General features: G+C 61.9%; 18 protein-coding genes. 7 read left to right on the forward strand and 11 right to left on the reverse strand.

Annotation, left to right across the window (positions count from 1 at the left end):
- Positions 1-86: 86 nt before the first annotated feature.
- Together ABFX19_RS00555 and ABFX19_RS00560 are read left to right on the forward strand one after the other, a co-directional pair.
- Positions 87-359, forward strand: coding sequence for a putative acetyltransferase (locus tag ABFX19_RS00555; protein ID WP_277357657.1), 273 nt, complete (start codon positions 87-89; stop codon positions 357-359).
- 26 nt (positions 360-385) lie between these two features.
- Positions 386-880, forward strand: a complete 495-nt coding sequence (locus ABFX19_RS00560; protein ID WP_277357658.1) for an ArsR/SmtB family transcription factor — start codon at positions 386-388, stop codon at positions 878-880.
- Between the two features lie 20 nt (positions 881-900).
- Here the strand turns inward: ABFX19_RS00560 and ABFX19_RS00565 are convergent, their stop codons facing one another.
- The 3 genes from ABFX19_RS00565 to ABFX19_RS00575 form a co-directional block, all read right to left on the reverse strand.
- Positions 901-1386, reverse strand: coding sequence for a hypothetical protein (locus ABFX19_RS00565; RefSeq protein WP_346027130.1), 486 nt, complete (start codon positions 1384-1386; stop codon positions 901-903).
- Between the two features lie 28 nt (positions 1387-1414).
- Positions 1415-3331: a translational GTPase TypA gene (gene typA / locus ABFX19_RS00570; RefSeq protein ID WP_056544321.1), complete on the reverse strand. Its 1917-nt coding sequence runs from the start codon at positions 3329-3331 to the stop codon at positions 1415-1417.
- A 186-nt stretch (positions 3332-3517) separates the two neighbouring features.
- Positions 3518-5353: an ABC transporter ATP-binding protein gene (locus tag ABFX19_RS00575; protein ID WP_277357660.1), complete on the reverse strand. Its 1836-nt coding sequence runs from the start codon at positions 5351-5353 to the stop codon at positions 3518-3520.
- 101 nt (positions 5354-5454) lie between these two features.
- On the opposite strand from ABFX19_RS00575, the gene ABFX19_RS00580 reads away from it, so the two are divergent.
- Positions 5455-6084 (forward strand): PH domain-containing protein, encoded by a 630-nt coding sequence (locus ABFX19_RS00580; protein WP_346027131.1) that lies wholly within the window; start codon positions 5455-5457, stop codon positions 6082-6084.
- 53 nt (positions 6085-6137) lie between these two features.
- On the opposite strand, the gene ABFX19_RS00585 is transcribed toward ABFX19_RS00580, so the two are convergent.
- From ABFX19_RS00585 to ABFX19_RS00595, 3 genes are all read right to left on the reverse strand, one after another.
- Positions 6138-7160 (reverse strand): ABC transporter permease, encoded by a 1023-nt coding sequence (locus ABFX19_RS00585; RefSeq protein WP_056544313.1) that lies wholly within the window; start codon positions 7158-7160, stop codon positions 6138-6140.
- Positions 7157-8698, reverse strand: coding sequence for an ABC transporter permease (locus tag ABFX19_RS00590; RefSeq protein WP_277357662.1), 1542 nt, complete (start codon positions 8696-8698; stop codon positions 7157-7159). Before ABFX19_RS00590 ends, ABFX19_RS00585 begins: the two co-directional genes overlap by 4 nt.
- A gap of 197 nt (positions 8699-8895) precedes the next feature.
- A complete protein-coding gene (locus tag ABFX19_RS00595) occupies positions 8896-10662 on the reverse strand; it encodes an ABC transporter family substrate-binding protein (protein ID WP_277357663.1) in 1767 nt (588 codons plus the stop codon).
- Positions 10663-10953: 291 nt separating this feature from the next.
- Between ABFX19_RS00595 and arfB the strand changes: the two genes are divergently transcribed.
- Positions 10954-11394 (forward strand): alternative ribosome rescue aminoacyl-tRNA hydrolase ArfB, encoded by a 441-nt coding sequence (arfB, locus tag ABFX19_RS00600; protein WP_346027132.1) that lies wholly within the window; start codon positions 10954-10956, stop codon positions 11392-11394.
- Between the two features lie 21 nt (positions 11395-11415).
- On the opposite strand, the gene ABFX19_RS00605 is transcribed toward arfB, so the two are convergent.
- Both ABFX19_RS00605 and ychF read right to left on the reverse strand, forming a co-directional pair.
- A complete protein-coding gene (locus ABFX19_RS00605; protein WP_346027133.1) occupies positions 11416-11787 on the reverse strand; it encodes a hypothetical protein in 372 nt (123 codons plus the stop codon).
- A gap of 101 nt (positions 11788-11888) precedes the next feature.
- Positions 11889-12974: a redox-regulated ATPase YchF gene (gene ychF / locus ABFX19_RS00610; protein WP_277357666.1), complete on the reverse strand. Its 1086-nt coding sequence runs from the start codon at positions 12972-12974 to the stop codon at positions 11889-11891.
- A 97-nt stretch (positions 12975-13071) separates the two neighbouring features.
- Between ychF and ABFX19_RS00615 the strand changes: the two genes are divergently transcribed.
- Entirely contained in the window at positions 13072-14328 is a 1257-nt protein-coding gene (locus ABFX19_RS00615; protein ID WP_346027134.1) for a DNA recombination protein RmuC, read from the forward strand.
- A gap of 22 nt (positions 14329-14350) precedes the next feature.
- Here the strand turns inward: ABFX19_RS00615 and ABFX19_RS00620 are convergent, their stop codons facing one another.
- Positions 14351-15436, reverse strand: a complete 1086-nt coding sequence (locus tag ABFX19_RS00620) for a 4-hydroxy-3-methylbut-2-enyl diphosphate reductase (protein WP_346027135.1) — start codon at positions 15434-15436, stop codon at positions 14351-14353.
- A 101-nt stretch (positions 15437-15537) separates the two neighbouring features.
- The gene (locus ABFX19_RS00625) at positions 15538-16380 is read right to left on the reverse strand and encodes a hypothetical protein (protein WP_346027136.1); all 843 of its coding nucleotides are present in this window, start codon (positions 16378-16380) and stop codon (positions 15538-15540) included.
- A gap of 256 nt (positions 16381-16636) precedes the next feature.
- On the opposite strand from ABFX19_RS00625, the gene xseA reads away from it, so the two are divergent.
- Complete coding sequence (xseA, locus tag ABFX19_RS00630) at positions 16637-17965, forward strand: exodeoxyribonuclease VII large subunit (RefSeq protein WP_277357669.1); 1329 nt, start codon at positions 16637-16639, stop codon at positions 17963-17965.
- Positions 17962-18216, forward strand: a complete 255-nt coding sequence (locus ABFX19_RS00635) for an exodeoxyribonuclease VII small subunit (RefSeq protein WP_346027137.1) — start codon at positions 17962-17964, stop codon at positions 18214-18216. The genes xseA and ABFX19_RS00635 overlap by 4 nt, the downstream gene beginning before the upstream one ends.
- Here ABFX19_RS00635 and ABFX19_RS00640 read toward each other — a convergent pair whose 3' ends face one another.
- Positions 18217-19071 carry a polyphosphate kinase 2 family protein gene (locus tag ABFX19_RS00640; protein WP_277357670.1) on the reverse strand — a complete coding sequence of 285 codons (855 nt, stop codon included), beginning with the start codon at positions 19069-19071 and terminating at the stop codon, positions 18217-18219. It abuts the gene before it with no gap.
- Positions 19072-19090 lie beyond the last annotated feature (19 nt).

Consider the following 19090-nt stretch of genomic DNA (forward strand, 5'->3'; position numbering starts at 1 on the left):
GGCTCTTCGTCGCTCTTCCAGCTTAACGCAACAGGAGTTGGGACCGGCATCCACCGGCGCCCACCGTAATATGACAGGCTATGCCCATGTCCAGCTCCGCCGCACACCTGCTGACTTCCCTGCCGTTGGGAACCCGCGTTGTTGTCCGGTATCGGATCGAAGGCGGCCTCACCGATGCACTCGGCAACCTGGCTGCACGGGACGATCTGTCCTGCACCATTTCAGGAAGGCGCGGGGACGTCGTCGTTCCGCTGGTTGCCGTGACGGCCGCCAAACCGGTGCCTCCCCCACCTCCGCGGCGCGGTCCGAGAACTCCCGCAGTAGGGCCAACCTCGCGATTGACTAAATTCAATCAGTAAGCGCCTGCTGACGTATGCTGGAAATCATGGAAACAGATGAGGACGTCCAGGCACGAGGCAGGGCGCTGAGCTCCCCCGTCCGGCTCAGGATCCTCCGGCTTTGCCTGCATAAGGCACGCACCAATAAGGAAATCGCCGAGGTGTTGGATCTCAACCCCGCCACGGCGCTGCACCATGTGCGGACTCTGCTCGCCACCGAGTTTTTGAAGGCCGAGGAGCCGCGGACGGGCAATCGCGGCGCGAAGGAAATCCCCTATCGCGCCACCGGATTGTCGTGGGGAAGCCGCATGCCCAACGCGGCCCCTGTACTCGTCGAAACGTTCCTTCAGGAAATAGACGGGCTGAACCCCTCGGAGATCGACGTGTGGCGTCTTGGAGTGCGGCTCAATGACGCCAACCGCGCCGAGATGATGGAGAAGATCCGCCACGTGTTCGAGGAATACGCCCGGCGGGAATCGGACGAGGACGGCACCGCGACCTCCATCATGCTGGCCCACCACATAGACCGCACCGCGGACTGAGACAGTACTACAGAGCTTCGTTACAGAGCTTCGGCTTCAGGACGGGCTGACGGCCGCAACGCCCACCAGGACAGGGCAACGGCTGCAACCGTTCCGACGGCCAGTCCCACCACCCAGACATAGCCGGCAATGGCCACAGGCGGAAGCGCGCCCTCCACCTCAACGCCGGCAGCGATAAGGGCACCGGCGGACAAAGAAGCCGCGAGCCCCACCAGGATGTACGCGACTACTCCGGTCAGGGCTGCGAAAAAGATGCTGCGGGCAGCCACGGCAACGAACACGGCAATACTGGTCGCAAGCACTACAGAGACAAGCGCACCGGCCGGAATCCCGACACCGTTCACGTACCAGATATGGGCATGAAGCGCGGTGCCAAGCACAGCCGCAAGTGAGCCGCCGAGGACGGAGGCGAGGACTCCGCGCGGGCGGTCGCCGCTACGGGCAGAAGGAGCGACGACGGCGGCCGGATTGGCGCCGTCGTCGTCCTTCTGTTTGTTCACCTGCATGCCGGGAGCCGGCAACTGCCTACGCCTGCTAGGCGCGGGCGCGTGAACGGGCAGCGCGCATGCGCTCGTTGGGATCGAGGACCACCTTGCGGATGCGGATGGACTCCGGAGTCACCTCGACGCACTCGTCTTCCCGCGCGAATTCGAGTGATTCCTCGAGCGTGAGATTGCGGGGAGGCGTCAGGTTCTCGAAGGTGTCGGAGGAAGCGGCACGCATGTTGGTGAGCTTCTTTTCCTTGGTGATGTTCACTTCCATGTCATCGGCGCGGGAGTTCTCGCCGACGATCATGCCCTGGTACACCTCGGAGGTCGGCTGCACAAAGAAGGAACCGCGTTCCTGCAGGTTGATCATGGCGAACGGGGTGACCACCCCGGCGCGGTCCGCGATCATCGATCCGTTGGTGCGGTACTCGATGTCCCCTGCCCACGGCTCGTAGCCCTCGGAGTAGGAGGACGCGATTCCAGCGCCGCGGGTGTCCGTCAGGAACTTGGTACGGAAACCGATGAGCCCCCGAGCCGGAACGATGAATTCCATCCGAACCCAACCGGTGCCGTGGTTGGACATGTTGGTCATGCGGCCCTTGCGTGCCGCCATCAGCTGGGTAACACCGCCAAGGTACTCTTCGGGAACGTCGATGGTCATGTGCTCCATGGGCTCATGGATTTTCCCGTCAACAGTCCGGGTAACAACCTGCGGCTTGCCGACGGTCAGCTCAAAACCCTCGCGGCGCATCTGCTCCACAAGAATGGCCAGCGCCAGCTCTCCACGTCCCTGGACCTCCCAGGCGTCCGGGCGGGCGGTGGGTAGAACGTTCAGCGATACGTTGCCGATCAGCTCCTTATCAAGCCTGTCCTTCACCTGTCGCGCAGTAACCTTCGCGCCCTTGACCTTCCCGGCCAGCGGCGAGGTGTTGATACCGATGGTGACGGAGATAGCCGGATCATCCACGGTGATCAATGGAAGGGGCTGCGGGTTGTTGACGTCGGTCAGGGTTTCACCGATGGTGATGTCCTCGATACCGGCTACAGCAACAATCTCTCCCGGTCCAGCGGATTCGGTGGGGACGCGGTCCAGGGCCTTGGTGGCGAGCAGTTCGGTGATCTTGACGGTCTTCAGTTCACCGTTCTGGCGGGCCCAGGCTACCTGCTGGCCCTTGCGGAGCGTCCCGTTGAAGATACGGAGCAGAGCGAGGCGGCCAAGGAACGGCGAGGCATCCAGGTTGGTGACGTGAGCCTGCAGGACGCCCTCCGGGTTGTACCGCGGCGCGGGGATGTGATCGATGATGGTCTTGAAGAGCGGCTCAAGATTGTCATTCTCCGGGACGGTGCCGTCTGCCGGCTGTTCCAGAGACGCCGCTCCAGCTCGCGCTGCGGCGTAGACCACAGGAACATTGAGCACGAGGTCAAGGTCGAGATCCGGAACCTCATCGGCCAGGTCCGAAGCAAGACCGAGCAGCAAATCCATGGACTCGCTGACTACCTCGTCGATGCGGGAGTCCGGACGGTCGGTCTTGTTGACCAGCAGGACAACCGGCAGCTTCGCGGCCAGCGCCTTGCGCAGCACAAAGCGGGTCTGCGGCAGCGGGCCCTCGGAGGCATCAACAAGCAGGACCACGCCGTCTACCATTGACAGTCCGCGCTCAACCTCGCCGCCGAAGTCAGCGTGGCCGGGCGTATCAATGACGTTGATGGTGATTGTTTCGCCCTCAGCCGATGGGCCGTCGTAGAACACGGTGGTGTTCTTGGCGAGGATGGTGATGCCCTTTTCGCGCTCCAAGTCCCCCGAGTCCATGACCCGGTCCTCAAGATGGTTGTGGGCGGCGAAGGAATTGGTCTGCCTCAGCATCGCGTCAACGAGCGTCGTCTTGCCATGGTCTACGTGCGCCACGATGGCAACGTTGCGAAGGTCACTGCGGATTGCAGTGTTGCTCGTGGATACAGACATGCGGAATGACTCGTTTCGTCGGGGATTTCGTCGGGATTGCGGAGGTGCCGGGGGAAAATGGAAGCGGGCAGCACAGCGCGCACTACTACCAGTCTAAGCGCTAGGCAAAAGATGGCCTAACGGGCACATTAAACGACGACGACGGCACCCACCGCAGCGGGCGCCGTCGTCGTTCGTGGAAGCTGGCTACTCGGCTGCGGCCAGGAGCTGCGCGCGCAGCTCACGTCGCTCGCGCTGCTTCTCCGGATCCGGCAGCGGCACAGCCGCAAGGAGCCGCTGCGTGTAGGGATCCTGGGGGTTGCGCAGAATCTGGTCGCGGGTACCCTGCTCGACGATCCTGCCGCGCCGCATCACGCAGATGTGGTCGGCAAGAACGTCCACCACCGCGAGGTCATGGGTGACGAACAGGCAGGCAAAACCCATTTCCTTCTGAAGGTTCTGGAACAGCTCTAGCACCTTGGCCTGGACGGACACGTCCAGCGCGGACGTGGGCTCGTCAGCAACCATGAGCTTGGGCTTCAGCGACAGCGCGCGCGCGATGCCGACGCGCTGCTTCTGCCCACCTGAGAGCTCGTGCGGGTAGCGGTTCCGGTAGGCACGCGGAAGCTCCACCTGGTCGAGCAGTGTCTCGATGCGCTTCTGCAAGGCGGAGCCCTTGGCTTCTCCGGCGAGGAACATCGGTTCGCCGATGCTTTCACCGATGGGCAGCCGGGGGTTCAGTGACGAGGACGGATCCTGGAACACCATGCCGACGCTGCGCCGAACTGCGCCGAGTTCCCGGGAGGTGGGCTTGAGACCGGAGATGTCAGTACCCACGACCTTGAGCGCTCCTTCGGCAACGGGAAGGAGCCCGACCGCTGCGCGCCCGATGGTGGTCTTGCCCGATCCGGACTCCCCCACCAATCCCATGACTTCGCCTGGACGGATGCTCAAGGTTGCGTTCTCAACCGCACGGAAGGCCGGAACCCGGCCCTGCTTGGGGTACTCGATGGCCACATTCACCAGGTCGAGTACTGCTTCTCCCCTGCTCTCCCGCTCTGCCTGAACTTCCTTCTCCAGACCCTGGAGGACAACCCGCTCCCGGCGCTGAAGCTCTTCAGCGTCTACGCCGGCCAGCTCCGATTTGGTTGCTGCTGCAAGGGCCGCGGTGATGTCGACGTCGTCACCGCCGCCCTCTGCTCCCTGGCCCAGGTGTGGTACAGCTGCGAGCAGATCCTGGGTGTAGGGATGTTCGGGCCGGCTGAAAATCTTCTCTGCCGTGCCTGATTCCACAATGACGCCCTGACGCATGACGGCGATGCGGTCTGCGAGGTCCGCGACAACTCCCATGTCGTGGGTGATGAGCACGATGGCGCTGTCGAGCTTGTTGCGCAGGTTGCGCATCAGGTCGAGGATTTCGGCCTGGACTGTCACGTCGAGTGCGGTGGTGGGCTCATCTGCGATGAGGAGCTTGGGATCACACGAGAGTGACTGGGCGATCATGGCGCGCTGCCGCTGTCCCCCGGAGAGCTGGTGGGGGTAGGAACGGAAGGCTTTCTCGGGATCAGGAAGCTCCACCATGTCCAGCAGTTTGAGGGCGCGCTCCCTCGCCTCATCGGGCGAGATTGCGTTGTGCAGACGCAGAGTCTCGACGATCTGGAACCCGACCGTGTACACGGGGTTCAGCGCCGTCATCGGCTCCTGGAAGATGACCGCGACGTCATTGCCGCGCACCTCCCTCATCTTCCCCGGGGAAAGATTGAGGATTGACCTGCCGTTCAGTATCACCTCTCCGGTGACACGGCTGTTGCTGGGCAGGAGCCCGAGAAGCGCCATCGAGCTTGCGCTTTTGCCTGACCCGGACTCCCCGACGATCGCAAGCACTTCACCTGCGTTCACGTAGTAGCTCAGGTCAATGGCCGCCGGGACCCATTCCTTCTCCACCCCGAAGTCGACGCTGAGGTTTCGAACTTCGAGCACCGGTCCGCGAGCGGATTCCGTTGGATCATTGCTCCCGTTGCCGTCAATGATGTCGTGGGTCATAGTGCTGTCCTTCCACTGTGTGACCGTGCGTACGGCGCTTTTGGGCGGGCTGTTTTCCCGCTGATTACTGCGCTGACACTAAATGTTGGAAATATGGGGGGATGAACTCGCCTACCGGTCCGATCCAGACCACTGTCTTCCGCCCCCGCAGCAGCCGCTGGATACTCGCGATTGCGGGCGCCGTCGTCGCGATGGGTCTGATCGCCTCCGTTGTGACGTCCGGACTGCAGGCGCTCGCTACTGCCGCGCCGCTGCTCGCGGTAGCGGCCGTGGCATGGTGGTTGTTCTGGTTTCCGGCGGTGGTTGTCGGGCCTACCGGCGTTCAACTGCGCAACCCGGTCCAGACCGTTGATGTTCCGTGGGCCGGCCTCATCCACGTCGACACCAAGTACGCACTGAAGCTCGTCACGCCGAGCGGCAGCTACAGCGCCTGGGCTGCGCCTGCTCCCGGAGTTCGCGGAACCCACGCGGGCAAGCCGGAGCACATGCAGAACCTTCCGGGCACCAGCTACGGAGCGGGTGGAAGCGTTCGCCCCGGGGACCTCAGCAACACCGATTCCGGCCTTGCTGCCCTGCTGGTCCGATCCGAGTGGGAACGGCGTGTGGACAGCGGTCTGATCGACGTTGACGCTACCGAGGCAGCGCGGGTGGAGCGCCGCATCAACTGGCAACCGCTTGGCGTGATCGCCGGCCTGCTGCTGCTGAGCGTCATTACCTTCGCCCTGCAGTGACAGCAGACCGGCGCGACCGGCGCTGAGCCGGGCACCAAAGAGTATGCGGTTCATCAGGCCGGCTTCTTAGGTTCTGCAGCCTTCTTGGCGTTGAACTTCTTCTGCCGGGGGTCGAAGGCATCTCGCAGCCCGTCACCGATGAAGTTGATCGACAGGCAGATGATCACAATGAACAGACCCGGCCACCAGAAGAGCCACGGGCGGGTGCTGAACGCCGCCTGATTGGCACTGATGAGGCTACCCAACGAGATATCAGGAGCCTGGACGCCGAGTCCGAGGAAGGACAGCGCCGTCTCCAGCAGGATCGCGGACGCCATGACCAGCGTGGTGTTAACGATGATCACGCCCACGGCATTCGGCACGATGTGCTTGAAGATGATCCGCGAGTTGGAAGCGCCTGCGATGCGGGCTGCATCGACGAACTCCCGTTCGCGAAGGCTGAGGAATTCACCGCGGACCAAACGCGCGAGGCCGGTCCAGATGATGAATCCGACGAAGACTCCCAGTAGGATCACGCCGGCGCTGCCGCCGAAGATCGCCCCGAAGAAGGTGCCCGGCCCAGAAATGGAGTTGCCGAACGTGCCCAGCACCGCTGCGATGATCACCAGCGGGATGATGATGATGACGTCAGTGAGACGCATCAGCAGCGTTTCCACCCAGCCGCGGAAGTATCCGGACACACCACCAATAACGACGCCGATGATGCCGCCCACGAGTCCAATCAGGAACATCACAATCAGGGACAGCTGCGCACCGCGCATGGTCATGGCGAAGAGATCGCGCCCCACGCGGTCCTGCCCAAAGGGATGGTCACCAAAATTGAACGGCAGTGTCCAGGTGGGTGCACCCGTGGGATTGGCAAGTGGCGGTGTTTCCACGTAGTCCCACTTCCACCAGCCGGGAATTCCGGCATAGCCCACTGAGGTAAACGCCATGATGACGACGCCCGCAAAAATGACCATGCTGACCACAGCGGCAGTGTGGCCGAAGAAACGCTTGCGGACCAGTTGGCCCTGACTGAGGCCTCTCGCCTCAGGCTGCTTCGATCGCTTTGATTCTTGTGCTGCAGTGCTCATGCTTTCACCCTCACTCGCGGGTCAAGAACGGAGTAGACGAGGTCGGCCACCAGGTTGAAGACCAGGGCAACAATGCCCGTGATCAGGAAGACTCCCATGACCGGATTGAGGTCCTGCCGTCCTAGTGCCTGAACGAACAGTTGGCCCATGCCGCTGAAGGCGAACACCTGCTCGGTGATGATGGCGCCGCCGATGAGCGCACCAATGTCGAAGGCAACGAGCGTGGCCAGCGGAATGAGCGCATTGCGGAATGCGTGACGCATCACGACCGTGCGTTCCCCCAGGCCCTTCGCCCTTGCGGTACGAATGTAGTCCTGATTCATGATTTCCAGCATCGACGCCCGTGAATAGCGGCTGTAACCCGCAAGGGAGATCAACATCAGGGCAATCGTGGGAAGCAGCAGGTGCGTATACGTGTCCAGTCCCCGCACCCAGAAGTCTCCTTCGAGGTTGGGGGTGGAGGCACCGATTGTCGCGATTGGACGGCCGTTGACCCGGTTGTTGTTGAAGTAGGAGGGCCACGCCTGCATGAAGCGGTCCAGCAGGATCAGGAACCCCATCAGGAACGCGGTGAGCCCCGCTGCTGTCATGTTCTGACGCTTGTCGTAACCGCCCATGAAGTATCCGACGACGAGGCCGACCAGGACGGTGGCAACACCGAGCAGAACCACCATCAGGAGCGTTGCACGGTCCAACAGGGGCTGCACCGCGAAGTACGCGACAATTCCGATCGCGACGACGATCAGAGAGCTGTAGAGGGCCTTGCGATTCTTCAGGCCGGCAGTCAGCAGGGTCACGCCGTAGGCGATGCCGACCGAGAGGAGAGCCACGACAATCGGTCCAAAGCCGGGCGTGAGGAACCAACCGGTGAGGTCGAGGAACCAGATAATGCCGAAGGCGAAGACAAATCCGATCGCTGCCCACAGAAGGCGGCGCTTCAGGGATCCTGACGTACTCAGGTAAAAGAGGAATGCGCCAACCAGCCCGCACACCATTGTGGCAAAGAAGCTGATGTCCGGTTCACTCAGGAAGTTGTTGAATCCGATTGCCCCGAACTCCTTCAGGAGAACAGCAACCCAGAACACCGGCAGCGAGAAGAAGAGGAACGCCATGAACGTGACACCGTAATCGAGTCCGCTGTACTGCCGGAGCGCGGTCACGATGCCCAGCGTGATGCCAATGACAATGGCAAGGATGGTGGCGGCAGTGACGAGCATGATGGTCTGCCCCATTGCACGACCGAGGAGCTGTGTCACCTCAATACCGGTCACACTGTTGCCGAGATCGCAGGTGAGTGCGAACGGGACGACGCAGCGAACTGCGCCGGATACCCAGGAGAAATACCGCAGGATGGGCGGCACATCGAGATCCAGTAGATCGATTCGCTGCTGGATGAGCTGCTCACGATTGGGGGCGTTGCTTTGGCGCAGATCCGCGAGTGGATCTCCTGAATATGCAGTCAGGATGTACACGAGGAACGAAGCGCCAAAAAGAATGAGTACGGCGGCGATCAGCCGCCTGACAATGTACGTCAACATAGTCTTTTTTGGCCTCAGGGGTTTAGGAAGCGGGTTGTGCCCGACATGTCGGACTGAGTGTAATCCACGTTACGTTTAGTCGAAATTTGGCACTTGCCAATCACTGCAGAAGTGCCTGAGCACCCGAAAGCGCTGGGGCCAGTAGTGCGACCCCAGCGCTTTCGATTAGCTAGTGAACGTGGGCGGTGCGGAGCTGTTTAGGCTACCGACCACTCCCAGAAGTTCCACCAAACTCCAACCAGACCCGGGTTGAAGGTCAGACCCTGTACGGCCTCATCCGCGGCGTTGATGCCGATGGACTGGAACAGGGGCAGACCATAGCCGGTCTCGAAGAGACGGGTATCAACGACGATCTGGAGTTCCTGCTGCTCTGCCGGATCGATGGTGACAATCAGCTCATCCATGGCGGCCTGTGCTTCTTCATCGCAGAAGCCGTTGAAGTTCGAGGCGGAGTCACAGCCGTACAGCTGGGGCACACCGTTCACTCCAACGCCAGGGCTGACCCAGCCGAAGATGGTTGCGTCATAGGTTCCGCCGCCGAGGGCTGATCCCCATTCGTTGCCGGGAAGCCCGCCGTCAACCACGGTGAAGCCAGCCTGCTCGGCGCTCTCCGCGATCAGTGTGTAGGCGTCAACACGGTTCGGGTTGTCAGCGTTGTACATGATGCGAACCTCAGGGGTTGCACCTGCCAGCAGTTCCTTGGCCATGTCGATGTTGGGCTCAGCGAACTCCTGCGATCCGTTGACCGGTACAGCGGCGTCGTAGCCTTCCGTTCCGATGTCGAAGATCTGGGAGTTGCGGGGCTCAGCTTCGGGATCCAGCGGGCCGATGACCGACTCGACGATGGAATCACGAGGGATGGTGTACATGAACGCACGGCGAACATTCTCATCCTCGAACACGCCGGAGTAGTTCAGGTCGATGTGGTCGAAGGAAAGCTCTTCGCCCTCAAGGATCTGGATTCCGTCGATTGCCTCGAGGGAGGCAAGGGTGTCAGCGGAGGCCTGCGGCTGAACAATGTCAACCTCGCCGTTCTGAAGAGCCTGGACCTGGGCGTTGGCATCACCGATGTAGCGGATGGTGATTTCATCCAGTGCGGGCTCGGGGCCCCAGGCGTAGTCCTCGTTGCGGACCAGCGTCATGGACTGGTCAGGAGTCATGTCCTGAACGATGTATGGACCGTTCGACAGGTAGAGTGCCGGATCAGACGGCAGCGTGGTGGTGTCGAATGCTGTGTTCCAGTACTCAGCTACCGCCTGCAGCTCGGGACGATCCTCGGGGCTCTCAGGATCTCCTGCGGGAGCGGTCTGAATCAGTTCGACCAGGGCGTCCTCATCAGCCAGTCCGCCACCGGTGGCAACAACGTGCGCCGGGGTGTCGAGGATGCCGAACGCAATTTCGTAATCAGCGTACGGCTCGGTGTATTCGAGCGTCATGGTTCGACCGTCTTCGCTGATTTCAGGAAGACCAGTCAGTCCGAGTCCGTCGGTGGCACCGGCGTAGGCGAAGTAGGTGGTTCCGGTTTCAGCTTCCGGGTTTTCATCATCGAAATGACCCGACTGTACGGCCCAGGACAGCAGAAGGTCGCCGGCATCGACGGGCTCGCCATCTGACCAGGCAACACCTTCATTGATCGTGTACTCAACGGTGAGCGGATCCTCAGACGTCACCTCATAGGTGCCGAATTCTTCGTTGCGGATGACCTCGAGCGCGTCATTCACGTAGTAGAAGTCCTGATGCGTCAGGTAGCTGACCTTGCCGTTGATGTCGACGTTGCCAGTGGCGCTGTCAGAGTTGAACGAAGTGAAAGGGTTGACCTCGGCAACGGTTACGGCGCCGCCTGATGCTTCGCCCTCGCCGCCTGTGCCGGGATCTTCGCCGCCGCCGCTTTCGGCGCAGGCGCTCAGTGCAAGTGCAGCTATCGCAGCTACACCTACGGCTTTGGAAGTACGTCCGAAACGCATTCCGCCTCCTTGTTTCATGTTGTGGAAGATGTCCTTCATGGTTTTACAAAGGACTGACACGCACTTTGATTCAAAGTGGCGTGCCTCACATGCAGAAAGCCTAAGGGGTATTTATTACTGCTTGGTATCAAAAGCAAAGCGTGTTGATGGTTGTTACCGAGATGCAACCAAATTTTCCCATCAGGGCACGGCATGGCAACGGTGCGGCTCCAGTTGCAGCCCGGCACAGTCATCGACCGATACCATGCGCAGCCTGGGCTGAACTCTTCCGAATACGGCAGACTTGCAGGTGTGGATAGCCTGCACGTACTCCCGGGTCCCGGCGCGCCTCAGGGCTTCACAGTGCCGGCTGGAGAACTGCTCGAGCAGTTCTCCCATGCGTCTGGACCAGGAGGCCAAGGCGTCAACACTACGGACTCGCGTGTCCAACTCAGTCTCGACCTCGGGACTACGACAGCTCTAACTGAGGTACAACGCGAACTCGCCCTCGCGCGACTGGCCGCCCGGCTGTCGGGCACCGTGCTCACGATCAGCGCTGCTGAGCACCGTTCCCAGCGACGCAATCGGACGGCGGCAAGGAAACGGCTGGCCGAGCTCCTCCGCGAGGCCGTCGCTCCCACGACCATCCGTCGTCCAACCCGACGTACACAAGGGTCACAACTTCGCCGACTGGAAGACAAGCGTGGGCGGTCCGAGATCAAGCAGAATCGGAGGCGCCCACGTCCCGGCTGAATCACTTCCGGGCAAGGGAGGTCAGGGAACAGGCACCGCTACATCGACGATGCCGACGAACCGGCTGCCAATTCCGTCGTACTCGCTGCGAACCAGACCCGGAATTACCGGTGGGATTTCATCGAGGGAATGGTGGGCGCAACAAACGTAAGTGAACGGCGGCCACCACTTCTTGGGCCGCGCGGCTTCCGAGAAACCACAGACCGCACAGGTCAGGTGGACCCAGACGGCTCGATTACTCGTCCGGTTTTCCTTGGACTGAACGAGCCAGACCGGTGGATTGTGCAAAAGCTCGGACAACTCAGCGTCTGAGAGCCGGGCAGGGATTCCGTGACGGTGTGCCATCTCCAACGGAATATCAAGGATCTGAGCTGCCTCACGTCGCGTAACCACCAGTTAAGGATATGGGACGCGGGATGTCTCCCGATGCTCGGAAAGGGCCACCGACACAATGGGCGGACCAGTGCCGGTTTCCGGCCCCGGTCCTCCCGACATCAAACGTTGAATCGGAACTCCACCACATCGCCGTCGACCATGATGTATTCCTTGCCTTCGATACGGACCTTGCCGCGAGACTTGGCTTCGGCCATGGAACCGGCCGAGACCAGGTCATTGAAGGAAACCACCTCGGCCTTGATGAATCCGCGCTGGAAGTCTGAGTGGATGACTCCGGCCGCCTCCGGGGCAGTCGCGCCCTTGCGGATGGTCCAGGCACGCGCTTCCTTGGGACCGGCCGTGAGATAGGTCTGCAGCCCGAGGGTGTGGAACCCAACGCGGGCAAGCTGGTCCAGTCCGGACTCTTCCTGTCCGTTCATCTCCAGCATTTCACGCGCTTCCTCCGGATCCAGCTCGACCAGATCGGCTTCGAGCTTGGCGTCGAGGAAAATGCAGTCAGCGGGTTCGACCAGGGCGCGCAGCTCGTTCTGACGCTCAGTGCTGCCGAGAACGGCGTCATCGGCATTGAACACGTAGATGAACGGTTTGGCCGTGAGCAGGCTCAGCTCCCGCAGATGCTCCATCTCGAGCTTGTCGCTTGCGACCGAAGCGAAGATCGTATCCCCGCGTTCGAGGACACCCTGCGCCGCCTGCATTGCAGTCAGCTGCGCAGCCTCGCGCTTCTTGATCTTCACCTCCTTCTCAACGCGCGGGATTGCCTTCTCCAGCGTCTGAAGATCCGCGAGGATGAGTTCGGTGTTGATGGTCTCCATGTCGGACACCGGGTTCACGGCGCCGTCCACATGCACCACGTCCGGGTCGTCGAAGACACGCACTACCTGCGCAATGGCTTCAGCTTCGCGGATGTTTGCGAGGAACTGGTTACCGAGGCCTTCACCTTCCGAGGCTCCCTTGACGATGCCTGCGATGTCCACGAAGGACACCGTTGCGGGCAGCACGCGCTGAGAGCTGAACAGTTCGGCCAGCTTTCCCAGGCGCGGGTCCGGAAGACTGACAACTCCGACGTTCGGCTCGATCGTTGCGAACGGATAGTTCGCGGCCAGGACGTTGTTCCTGGTGAGAGCGTTGAAGAGGGTTGATTTGCCGACGTTGGGCAGTCCGACGATGCCAATAGTAAGAGCCACGGGAAAACAGTCTACCGTCGTGGACGAGGCGTCGGCGCGGAGCCCCGCGGAGCCGACCTATCCCGGAATTGTCGGAGGCACCTGCCATGGTAGAGAAATGGACGGAAACACTCTTCTTCTCGTAGTTCTCACCGCAGTGCTGGGGCTGGTCTTCGGTGCGGGTATCGCCGTCGTGCTCTTGCGCCCGGTCCTTGCCGGGCTGCGCAATGACATGGACGACGCCGGCACCCGCCTTGGCACGGCGGTGTCTGCCCGTGCCGCGGCAGAAGCGGAGAACCGGATCCTGCTCGCACAGAACCGGCAGCTTCTCGAACAGTCCGGTCAGGACCAGTCGGTTCTGCGTGCCATTGCACCGCTGGCGGACAAGCTCGGTCAAGTGCAGGCGCACGTGGGTCACCTGGAAAGGGAGCGTGCGCATCAGTTTGGTCAGCTCGCGCAGCAGCTGCAGGAGGCACAGCTATCGGATTCGAAGCTGTTGTCCACAACCCACTCGCTGGCTTCCGCGCTGCGCAGCACCACCGCCCGCGGGCATTGGGGTGAAGTGCAGCTGAGGCGGATTGTGGAAGCCGCAGGCATGCTCGCCCGTGTGGATTTCTCCGAGCAGGCTACCCTCACCATCGCGTCCCGGGAGGGATCCTCCAACCTTGTCCGTCCCGACATGGTCATCCAGTTGCCGGGGAACAAGCAGATCGTCGTCGATTCAAAGGTCCCGCTGGACGCTTATCTGGAAGCCCAAGGACAGCCGGGCGGAGAGAACCAAGAGCGCAATGGTGCGGAGGAATCGCGCCGCAGCGAACTCCTGACCCAGCACGTCAAGGCGGTTCGCTCACACGTGGATACGCTGGCGCGGAAAAAGTACTGGGAGGGGACCGACAATTCCCCCGATCTGGTGGTGTGCTTTATTCCGCTCGAGTCGGTGCTGTCGAGCGCACTCCAAACGGACCCGGCGTTGCTGGACTACGCCTTCGCGCGGAATGTGGTGCTGGCCTCCCCCGTGACGCTGCTCGCGATTCTGAAGGGGGTCGCGTTCAGCTGGCGTCAGGATGTCCTCACGGAAAATGCCAAGGAGTTGTATGACCTCTCACGGGAACTGTATGAACGGCTGGGCACCATGGGTTCACACATCACCCGTCTGGGCAGTTCGCTCAAGAGCTCGGTCGAGAAGTACAACTCGTTTGTCGGCACACTGGAATCCCGGGTGCTTCCCACCGCGCGCCGGATCAACGCATTTGAGACGGACGCGAGCGCCTCAGAGCTGACCACCAAGCCGGTGGAGACCACACCCCGGCTGTTGAGCGCGCAGGAACTCATCGATACAGAATCGGGGGACGAACCCGCAGAGCGAACGGCGTAACTTACGGCTTGCTGGAGAGGCGTCAGGAAGTGGGTCGCTGTCCCCGGCCGCCGAGCCCGCTCGAGGGATCTCCCATGGCCTTCAGCGCTGCCCGTATTTCCTTCGGCAGCGAGAAGATGATGTCCTCTTCTGCAGTAACCACTTCTTCGACGTCCGCGTAACCATAATCGGCGAGCAGCCGCAGGACGTCCTGCACCAGATTCTCGGGCACGGAAGCGCCTGAGGTGACTCCGACCGTGGACACTCCTTCAAACCAGGACTCATCCACTTCATTGGCGAAGTCAACGCGGTGTGAAGCCTTCGCTCCGTACTCAAGCGCTACCTCGACCAGCCGCACGGAGTTGGAGGAGTTCGCCGAGCCAACCACAATGACGAGATCCGCGTCCGGCGCAATCTTCTTGATGGCCGCCTGCCGGTTCGACGTGGCGTAACAGATGTCGTCGCTGGGAGGATCCTGCAGCGTAGGAATCCGCTCCTTCAGCAGCGCCACAGTCTCCATGGTCTCGTCGACGCTGAGCGTGGTCTGGGAGAGCCAGATCACCTTGCTCGGGTCGCGGACCGTCACCTTGTCCACGTCTTCAGGTCCGTTAACTATCTGGATATGTTCAGGGGCTTCGCCGGCGGTTCCCTCAACCTCTTCATGGCCATCGTGACCGATCAGAAGGATGTCGAAGTCATCCCGCGCGAAACGTACTGCCTCACGGTGGACCTTGGTCACCAACGGACAGGTTGCGTCGATGGTCCGCAGGTTGCGCTCTTCTGCTGACCGGATCACCGCGGGCGAGACTCCGTGTGCAGAAAACACCACGAGCGCTCCTTCCGGAACCTCGTCGTTCTCCTCAACGAAGATGGCGCCCTTCTCCTCCAGCGTGGACACCACGTGAAGGTTATGGACGATCTGCTTCCGCACATACACCGGCGGCCCGTAGTGTGCCAGTGCCTTCTCTACGGCGATGACGGCGCGGTCAACGCCCGCGCAGTATCCGCGGGGCGCAGCCAGGAGTACCTTGCGTTGGCCGGCAACCGGTGCAGCGGCGTGGACTTCTTCCGGCGAGCGCCGGTTCCGGGGCACCATGGGCATGGGTACCGATACAGCTGTGGAGGACATACCTCCATGCTAACGGCCCGCACATCTCCGCCCGGCGGGGCATGGGTGCTGTCCGCTCAGAGCCGAGCGCTTCAGTGAGCAGAAAAGTAGGAGGTGCGGTGCTAGCGGCGGGACCCACTGAGCAGCCGACCCACGACGCCCGCGACCAGCAGCAGGATCCCCGCTGCCAACGCCGCGAGACACCATTCCTGGAAGCTGGATGCTGCGCGCTCGGCAAGCGCGGCCTTGAAGACGTCGGCCACTGCACTTTCATCCCCAACCTGGTTCGCCAGGCCGGGCACCAAACCGGAGGCGATCCACAGCACCCCACCAGTGAGCAGGATTCCGAGTCCGAGGAGAGCGAGCGTTGTGCTTCGACGACGAGCCAGTACAAGGGCGAGAACGGCTCCCACGCCGGCCGCGATCGCAAGTGCCGGCCACAGGTCGGCGGCAGTTTCTGCCCTCTCCCCGAGATCAAACGGGTCTGTGCCACCGATATTTACCAGAGTTCGCTCGGGTTCCGGTACATCGACTCCGAATTGACCGCCAAGTTCGGCAGTCACCAGGCCTACGAGCGGTGCAACGTCGAGGGTGAACACCGCGGGACCACCGGAGTCACCATCTAATTGCTCCTGCCCTCCGAAAGTCAGGCCATGTGAGCGCCGCAGGGTGTCCTGCCAGGCCCGATCGAAGTCGGGCAACTGTGCAATGCCCTGCGCTACGTCCCGCACCACCGGCTCCACCGCGTTCGCCACTCCCGGGGGCAGCTCGACACTGGCTGTTGCTTCCTCCGCAAGCGCACCTGCGAGCGTACCCGTGAATTTTGCATCGTCAGCAAGAGGCGCGGTCAGCTGGACGAAGCCGTCTTCGGCCACCACATTGGAAGCGAGCCAGGCACTGGGCAGGGCCACCACACCAAGCATCAGTGCAAACAGGACAAAGAAGGCCGATCCGGCTGTTCTCATCAGCTCCCGTTCCCTTGATTGACGATCCTACGATTATGCCTGCGCCCGCGGGGGCCGTCGTTGCGGCGGCACCGGCGGGCGGAAACTTTCTTCCTGCACATTGCGGTCCGGGTTCAACCGTTGTCAGGAGCACCTGATAAACATTAACCAGTGGCACGGCACCAGCTCGTCCCCTCCGTGTGACGCGAGGGTGGCAGGTGACGAGTGCCGGACAGGCTGATAGGGCGGGTCTTGTATTGGAAGGAAGCGGTATTTGATGAACCACGACGGCGCGCCGGTAGGCACCGTGGTCACAGCTGACTCCTCCGTGTCCACGGATCCGACAACCCTTCCCGAGACGGCGGGGGAAACCTCGGCTGATCAGCCCTGGCCGCTCCATGTGCTCTCCGAGAAGCTGAAAGCCCATATCGAGCGCGCCCCCGCCGCCTGGGTTGAAGGGCAGGTTATTGAACTCAACAAGCGCGGTTCCATGTGCTTTGTCACCCTCCGTGATGTTGATGCTGAAATCTCGCTGTCGCTCACGGTCTGGGGCACAGTTCTGGATCGGCTCACCATGCCCCTGGAGCGTGGCTCCCGGGTGGTAGCCAGACTCAAAGCGGACTTCTGGGTGAAGACAGGGCGCCTGTCAATGCAGGCATGGGACATTCGGCCGGTCGGTCTGGGTGACCTGCTTGCGCGAATAGAGCGGCTACGCCAGGCTCTTTCGGCCGAAGGACTTTTCGCGTCGCATCGGAAACGTGCGCTCCCGGCGCTCCCCCACCGGATCGGCCTCATCACGGGACGCGATTCCGATGCGGAGAAAGACGTGCTGAAGAATGCCCGCCTGCGCTGGCCTGCAGTCGAGTTTGAGATACGCGAGGTTGCTGTGCAGGGCGTCAACGCCGTCTCGCAGATTCGTTCGGCGTTGCTGGAACTCGACCATATGCCGGAGGTCGATGTCATCATCATTGCCCGCGGCGGCGGCTCGCTGGAGGATCTTCTGGCCTTCAGCAATGAGGATCTGGTCCGGGCGGTCTCAGCGGCCACCACGCCGATTGTCAGCGCGATCGGTCATGAGGCTGATCATCCGCTCCTGGATGACGTGGCGGACCTTCGGGCCTCAACGCCAACGGATGCGGCTAAGCGCGTTGTCCCCGACGTCAGCGAGGAGTTGCAGCGCATCCGGCAGGCACGGGCGCAGCTTTCACGCTGCGTGGACCAACTGATGTCCCGCGAGACTGAGCGGCTGGCACATCTGCGCTCCCGCCCTGTGCTGGCCCAACCGTCCGGAATGGTGAGCGTCCGCCATGATGACCTGGTACGGCTGCGTGACCGCAGCACCATGGCAATTGAAGGTGCAGTAGCACGAGAAGCAGACCGGGTTTCCCACCTTCGCGCCCACGTGAGGTCCCTCTCTCCGCAGAACACCCTGGACCGGGGCTATGCAGTGGTGCAGAACGAGGAGGGCGATGTAGTCCGGACCCCCGATCAGGCACCATTGGATTCCCTGCTCGCCATCAGGGTGGCGGGTGGACGAATCAGCGCCCGTTCCGAAACTTCGAAGAAGCCCATCATCGAATCTCCCACCAGCGAGGACCAGAAATGACCGAATCTCCGGCGAAGGTGACAGAAGCAGCAACCGATGTTTCCCAGCTGAGCTATGAAGAAGCCCGTGAGCAGCTGGTGAAGGTGGTCAGCCAGCTCGAGGCAGGCGGAGTGAGCCTGGAACAGTCCCTTGCGTTGTGGGAACGGGGCGAAGCCCTCGCAGACCATTGCGAACGATGGCTGGAGGGCGCACGCAAACGGCTCGCGGCGGCACGCGACCAGACCGATGCACCGGGCGCATCCGAAAGCTGATCAGGTAGCGGCGAGCTTCGCTTTCTCTGCGGCAACGTCAAAAGTCGCTTTCGGCCAACTGAGCTGCATTCCGGCAAGCACGTCAGTCAGCAACTGCTGGACCGCTATCCGGGCATACCACTTCCGGTCAGCCGGCACTACAAACCAGGGCGCATCCGGAGTGCTCGTCCGTTCGATGGCAACCTGGTACGCGTGCTGGTATTCATCCCAGAGCGCCCGCTCGTCCAGATCCCCCGGGTTGTACTTCCAATGTTTGTCCTTACGCTCTAGCCGCTCCGCCAGACGTTCCTTCTGCTCTTCCTTGCTCAGGTGCAGCATCACTTTTACGACGCGCGTTCCGGAATCCACCAGGCCCGCCTCAAAATCCCGGATCTCGTCATACCGCGCCTCAATCACCTCCGGCGTTGCCAGCTGGCGCACCCGATGAATCAGGACATCCTCATAGTGTGACCGGTCGAAAACGCCGATCATTCCCGGACCGGGAAGCTCCTTCCGGATCCGCCACAGGAAGTCATGCTTCTTCTCAGTGGGCGTCGGTGCCTTGAAGGCATGATGCTCCACACCCTGCGGGTCCACTGCCCCCACCACATGCCGGACAATGCCGCCCTTGCCCGCCGTGTCCATGGCTTGCAGAATCAGCAGGACGGAGATCGAACTGCCGAACCGGCTCTCCGCGAACAGCTTCTCCTGCAGTTCGGACAAGCCCTTCTTGCCCGCTTCGAGACGCGCCTTCCCCTCCTGCTTGTTGCCGTCGAAACCCGGTGTCGAGTGCGGGTCTATCCGTGCGAGATCCACATCCGGTCCCGCAAGCAGCGCCTGCGTGGGCGAAACGCTGAAATCGGGTACTACGTGCATGGAACCTCCTCGTTGAGGC

Origin of the sequence: Arthrobacter parietis (assembly GCF_039530425.1) — a bacterium.
Taxonomy (GTDB): domain Bacteria; phylum Actinomycetota; class Actinomycetes; order Actinomycetales; family Micrococcaceae; genus Arthrobacter_D; species Arthrobacter_D parietis.

What these genes read in the sequence shown, in the direction of transcription:
- ABFX19_RS00555 (WP_277357657.1), top strand. Translation starts at nt 87, where the DNA reads ATGTCCAGCTCCGCCGCACACCTGCTGACTTCCCTGCCGTTGGGAACC.
- ABFX19_RS00560 (WP_277357658.1), top strand. Translation starts at nt 386, where the DNA reads ATGGAAACAGATGAGGACGTCCAGGCACGAGGCAGGGCGCTGAGCTCC.
- ABFX19_RS00565 (WP_346027130.1), bottom strand. Translation starts at nt 1,386, where the DNA reads ATGCAGGTGAACAAACAGAAGGACGACGACGGCGCCAATCCGGCCGCC.
- typA (WP_056544321.1), bottom strand. Translation starts at nt 3,331, where the DNA reads ATGTCTGTATCCACGAGCAACACTGCAATCCGCAGTGACCTTCGCAAC.
- ABFX19_RS00575 (WP_277357660.1), bottom strand. Translation starts at nt 5,353, where the DNA reads ATGACCCACGACATCATTGACGGCAACGGGAGCAATGATCCAACGGAA.
- ABFX19_RS00580 (WP_346027131.1), top strand. Translation starts at nt 5,455, where the DNA reads ATGAACTCGCCTACCGGTCCGATCCAGACCACTGTCTTCCGCCCCCGC.
- ABFX19_RS00585 (WP_056544313.1), bottom strand. Translation starts at nt 7,160, where the DNA reads ATGAGCACTGCAGCACAAGAATCAAAGCGATCGAAGCAGCCTGAGGCG.
- ABFX19_RS00590 (WP_277357662.1), bottom strand. Translation starts at nt 8,698, where the DNA reads ATGTTGACGTACATTGTCAGGCGGCTGATCGCCGCCGTACTCATTCTT.
- ABFX19_RS00595 (WP_277357663.1), bottom strand. Translation starts at nt 10,662, where the DNA reads ATGCGTTTCGGACGTACTTCCAAAGCCGTAGGTGTAGCTGCGATAGCT.
- ABFX19_RS00615 (WP_346027134.1), top strand. Translation starts at nt 13,072, where the DNA reads ATGGACGGAAACACTCTTCTTCTCGTAGTTCTCACCGCAGTGCTGGGG.
- ABFX19_RS00620 (WP_346027135.1), bottom strand. Translation starts at nt 15,436, where the DNA reads ATGTCCTCCACAGCTGTATCGGTACCCATGCCCATGGTGCCCCGGAAC.
- ABFX19_RS00625 (WP_346027136.1), bottom strand. Translation starts at nt 16,380, where the DNA reads ATGAGAACAGCCGGATCGGCCTTCTTTGTCCTGTTTGCACTGATGCTT.
- xseA (WP_277357669.1), top strand. Translation starts at nt 16,637, where the DNA reads ATGAACCACGACGGCGCGCCGGTAGGCACCGTGGTCACAGCTGACTCC.
- ABFX19_RS00635 (WP_346027137.1), top strand. Translation starts at nt 17,962, where the DNA reads ATGACCGAATCTCCGGCGAAGGTGACAGAAGCAGCAACCGATGTTTCC.
- ABFX19_RS00640 (WP_277357670.1), bottom strand. Translation starts at nt 19,071, where the DNA reads ATGCACGTAGTACCCGATTTCAGCGTTTCGCCCACGCAGGCGCTGCTT.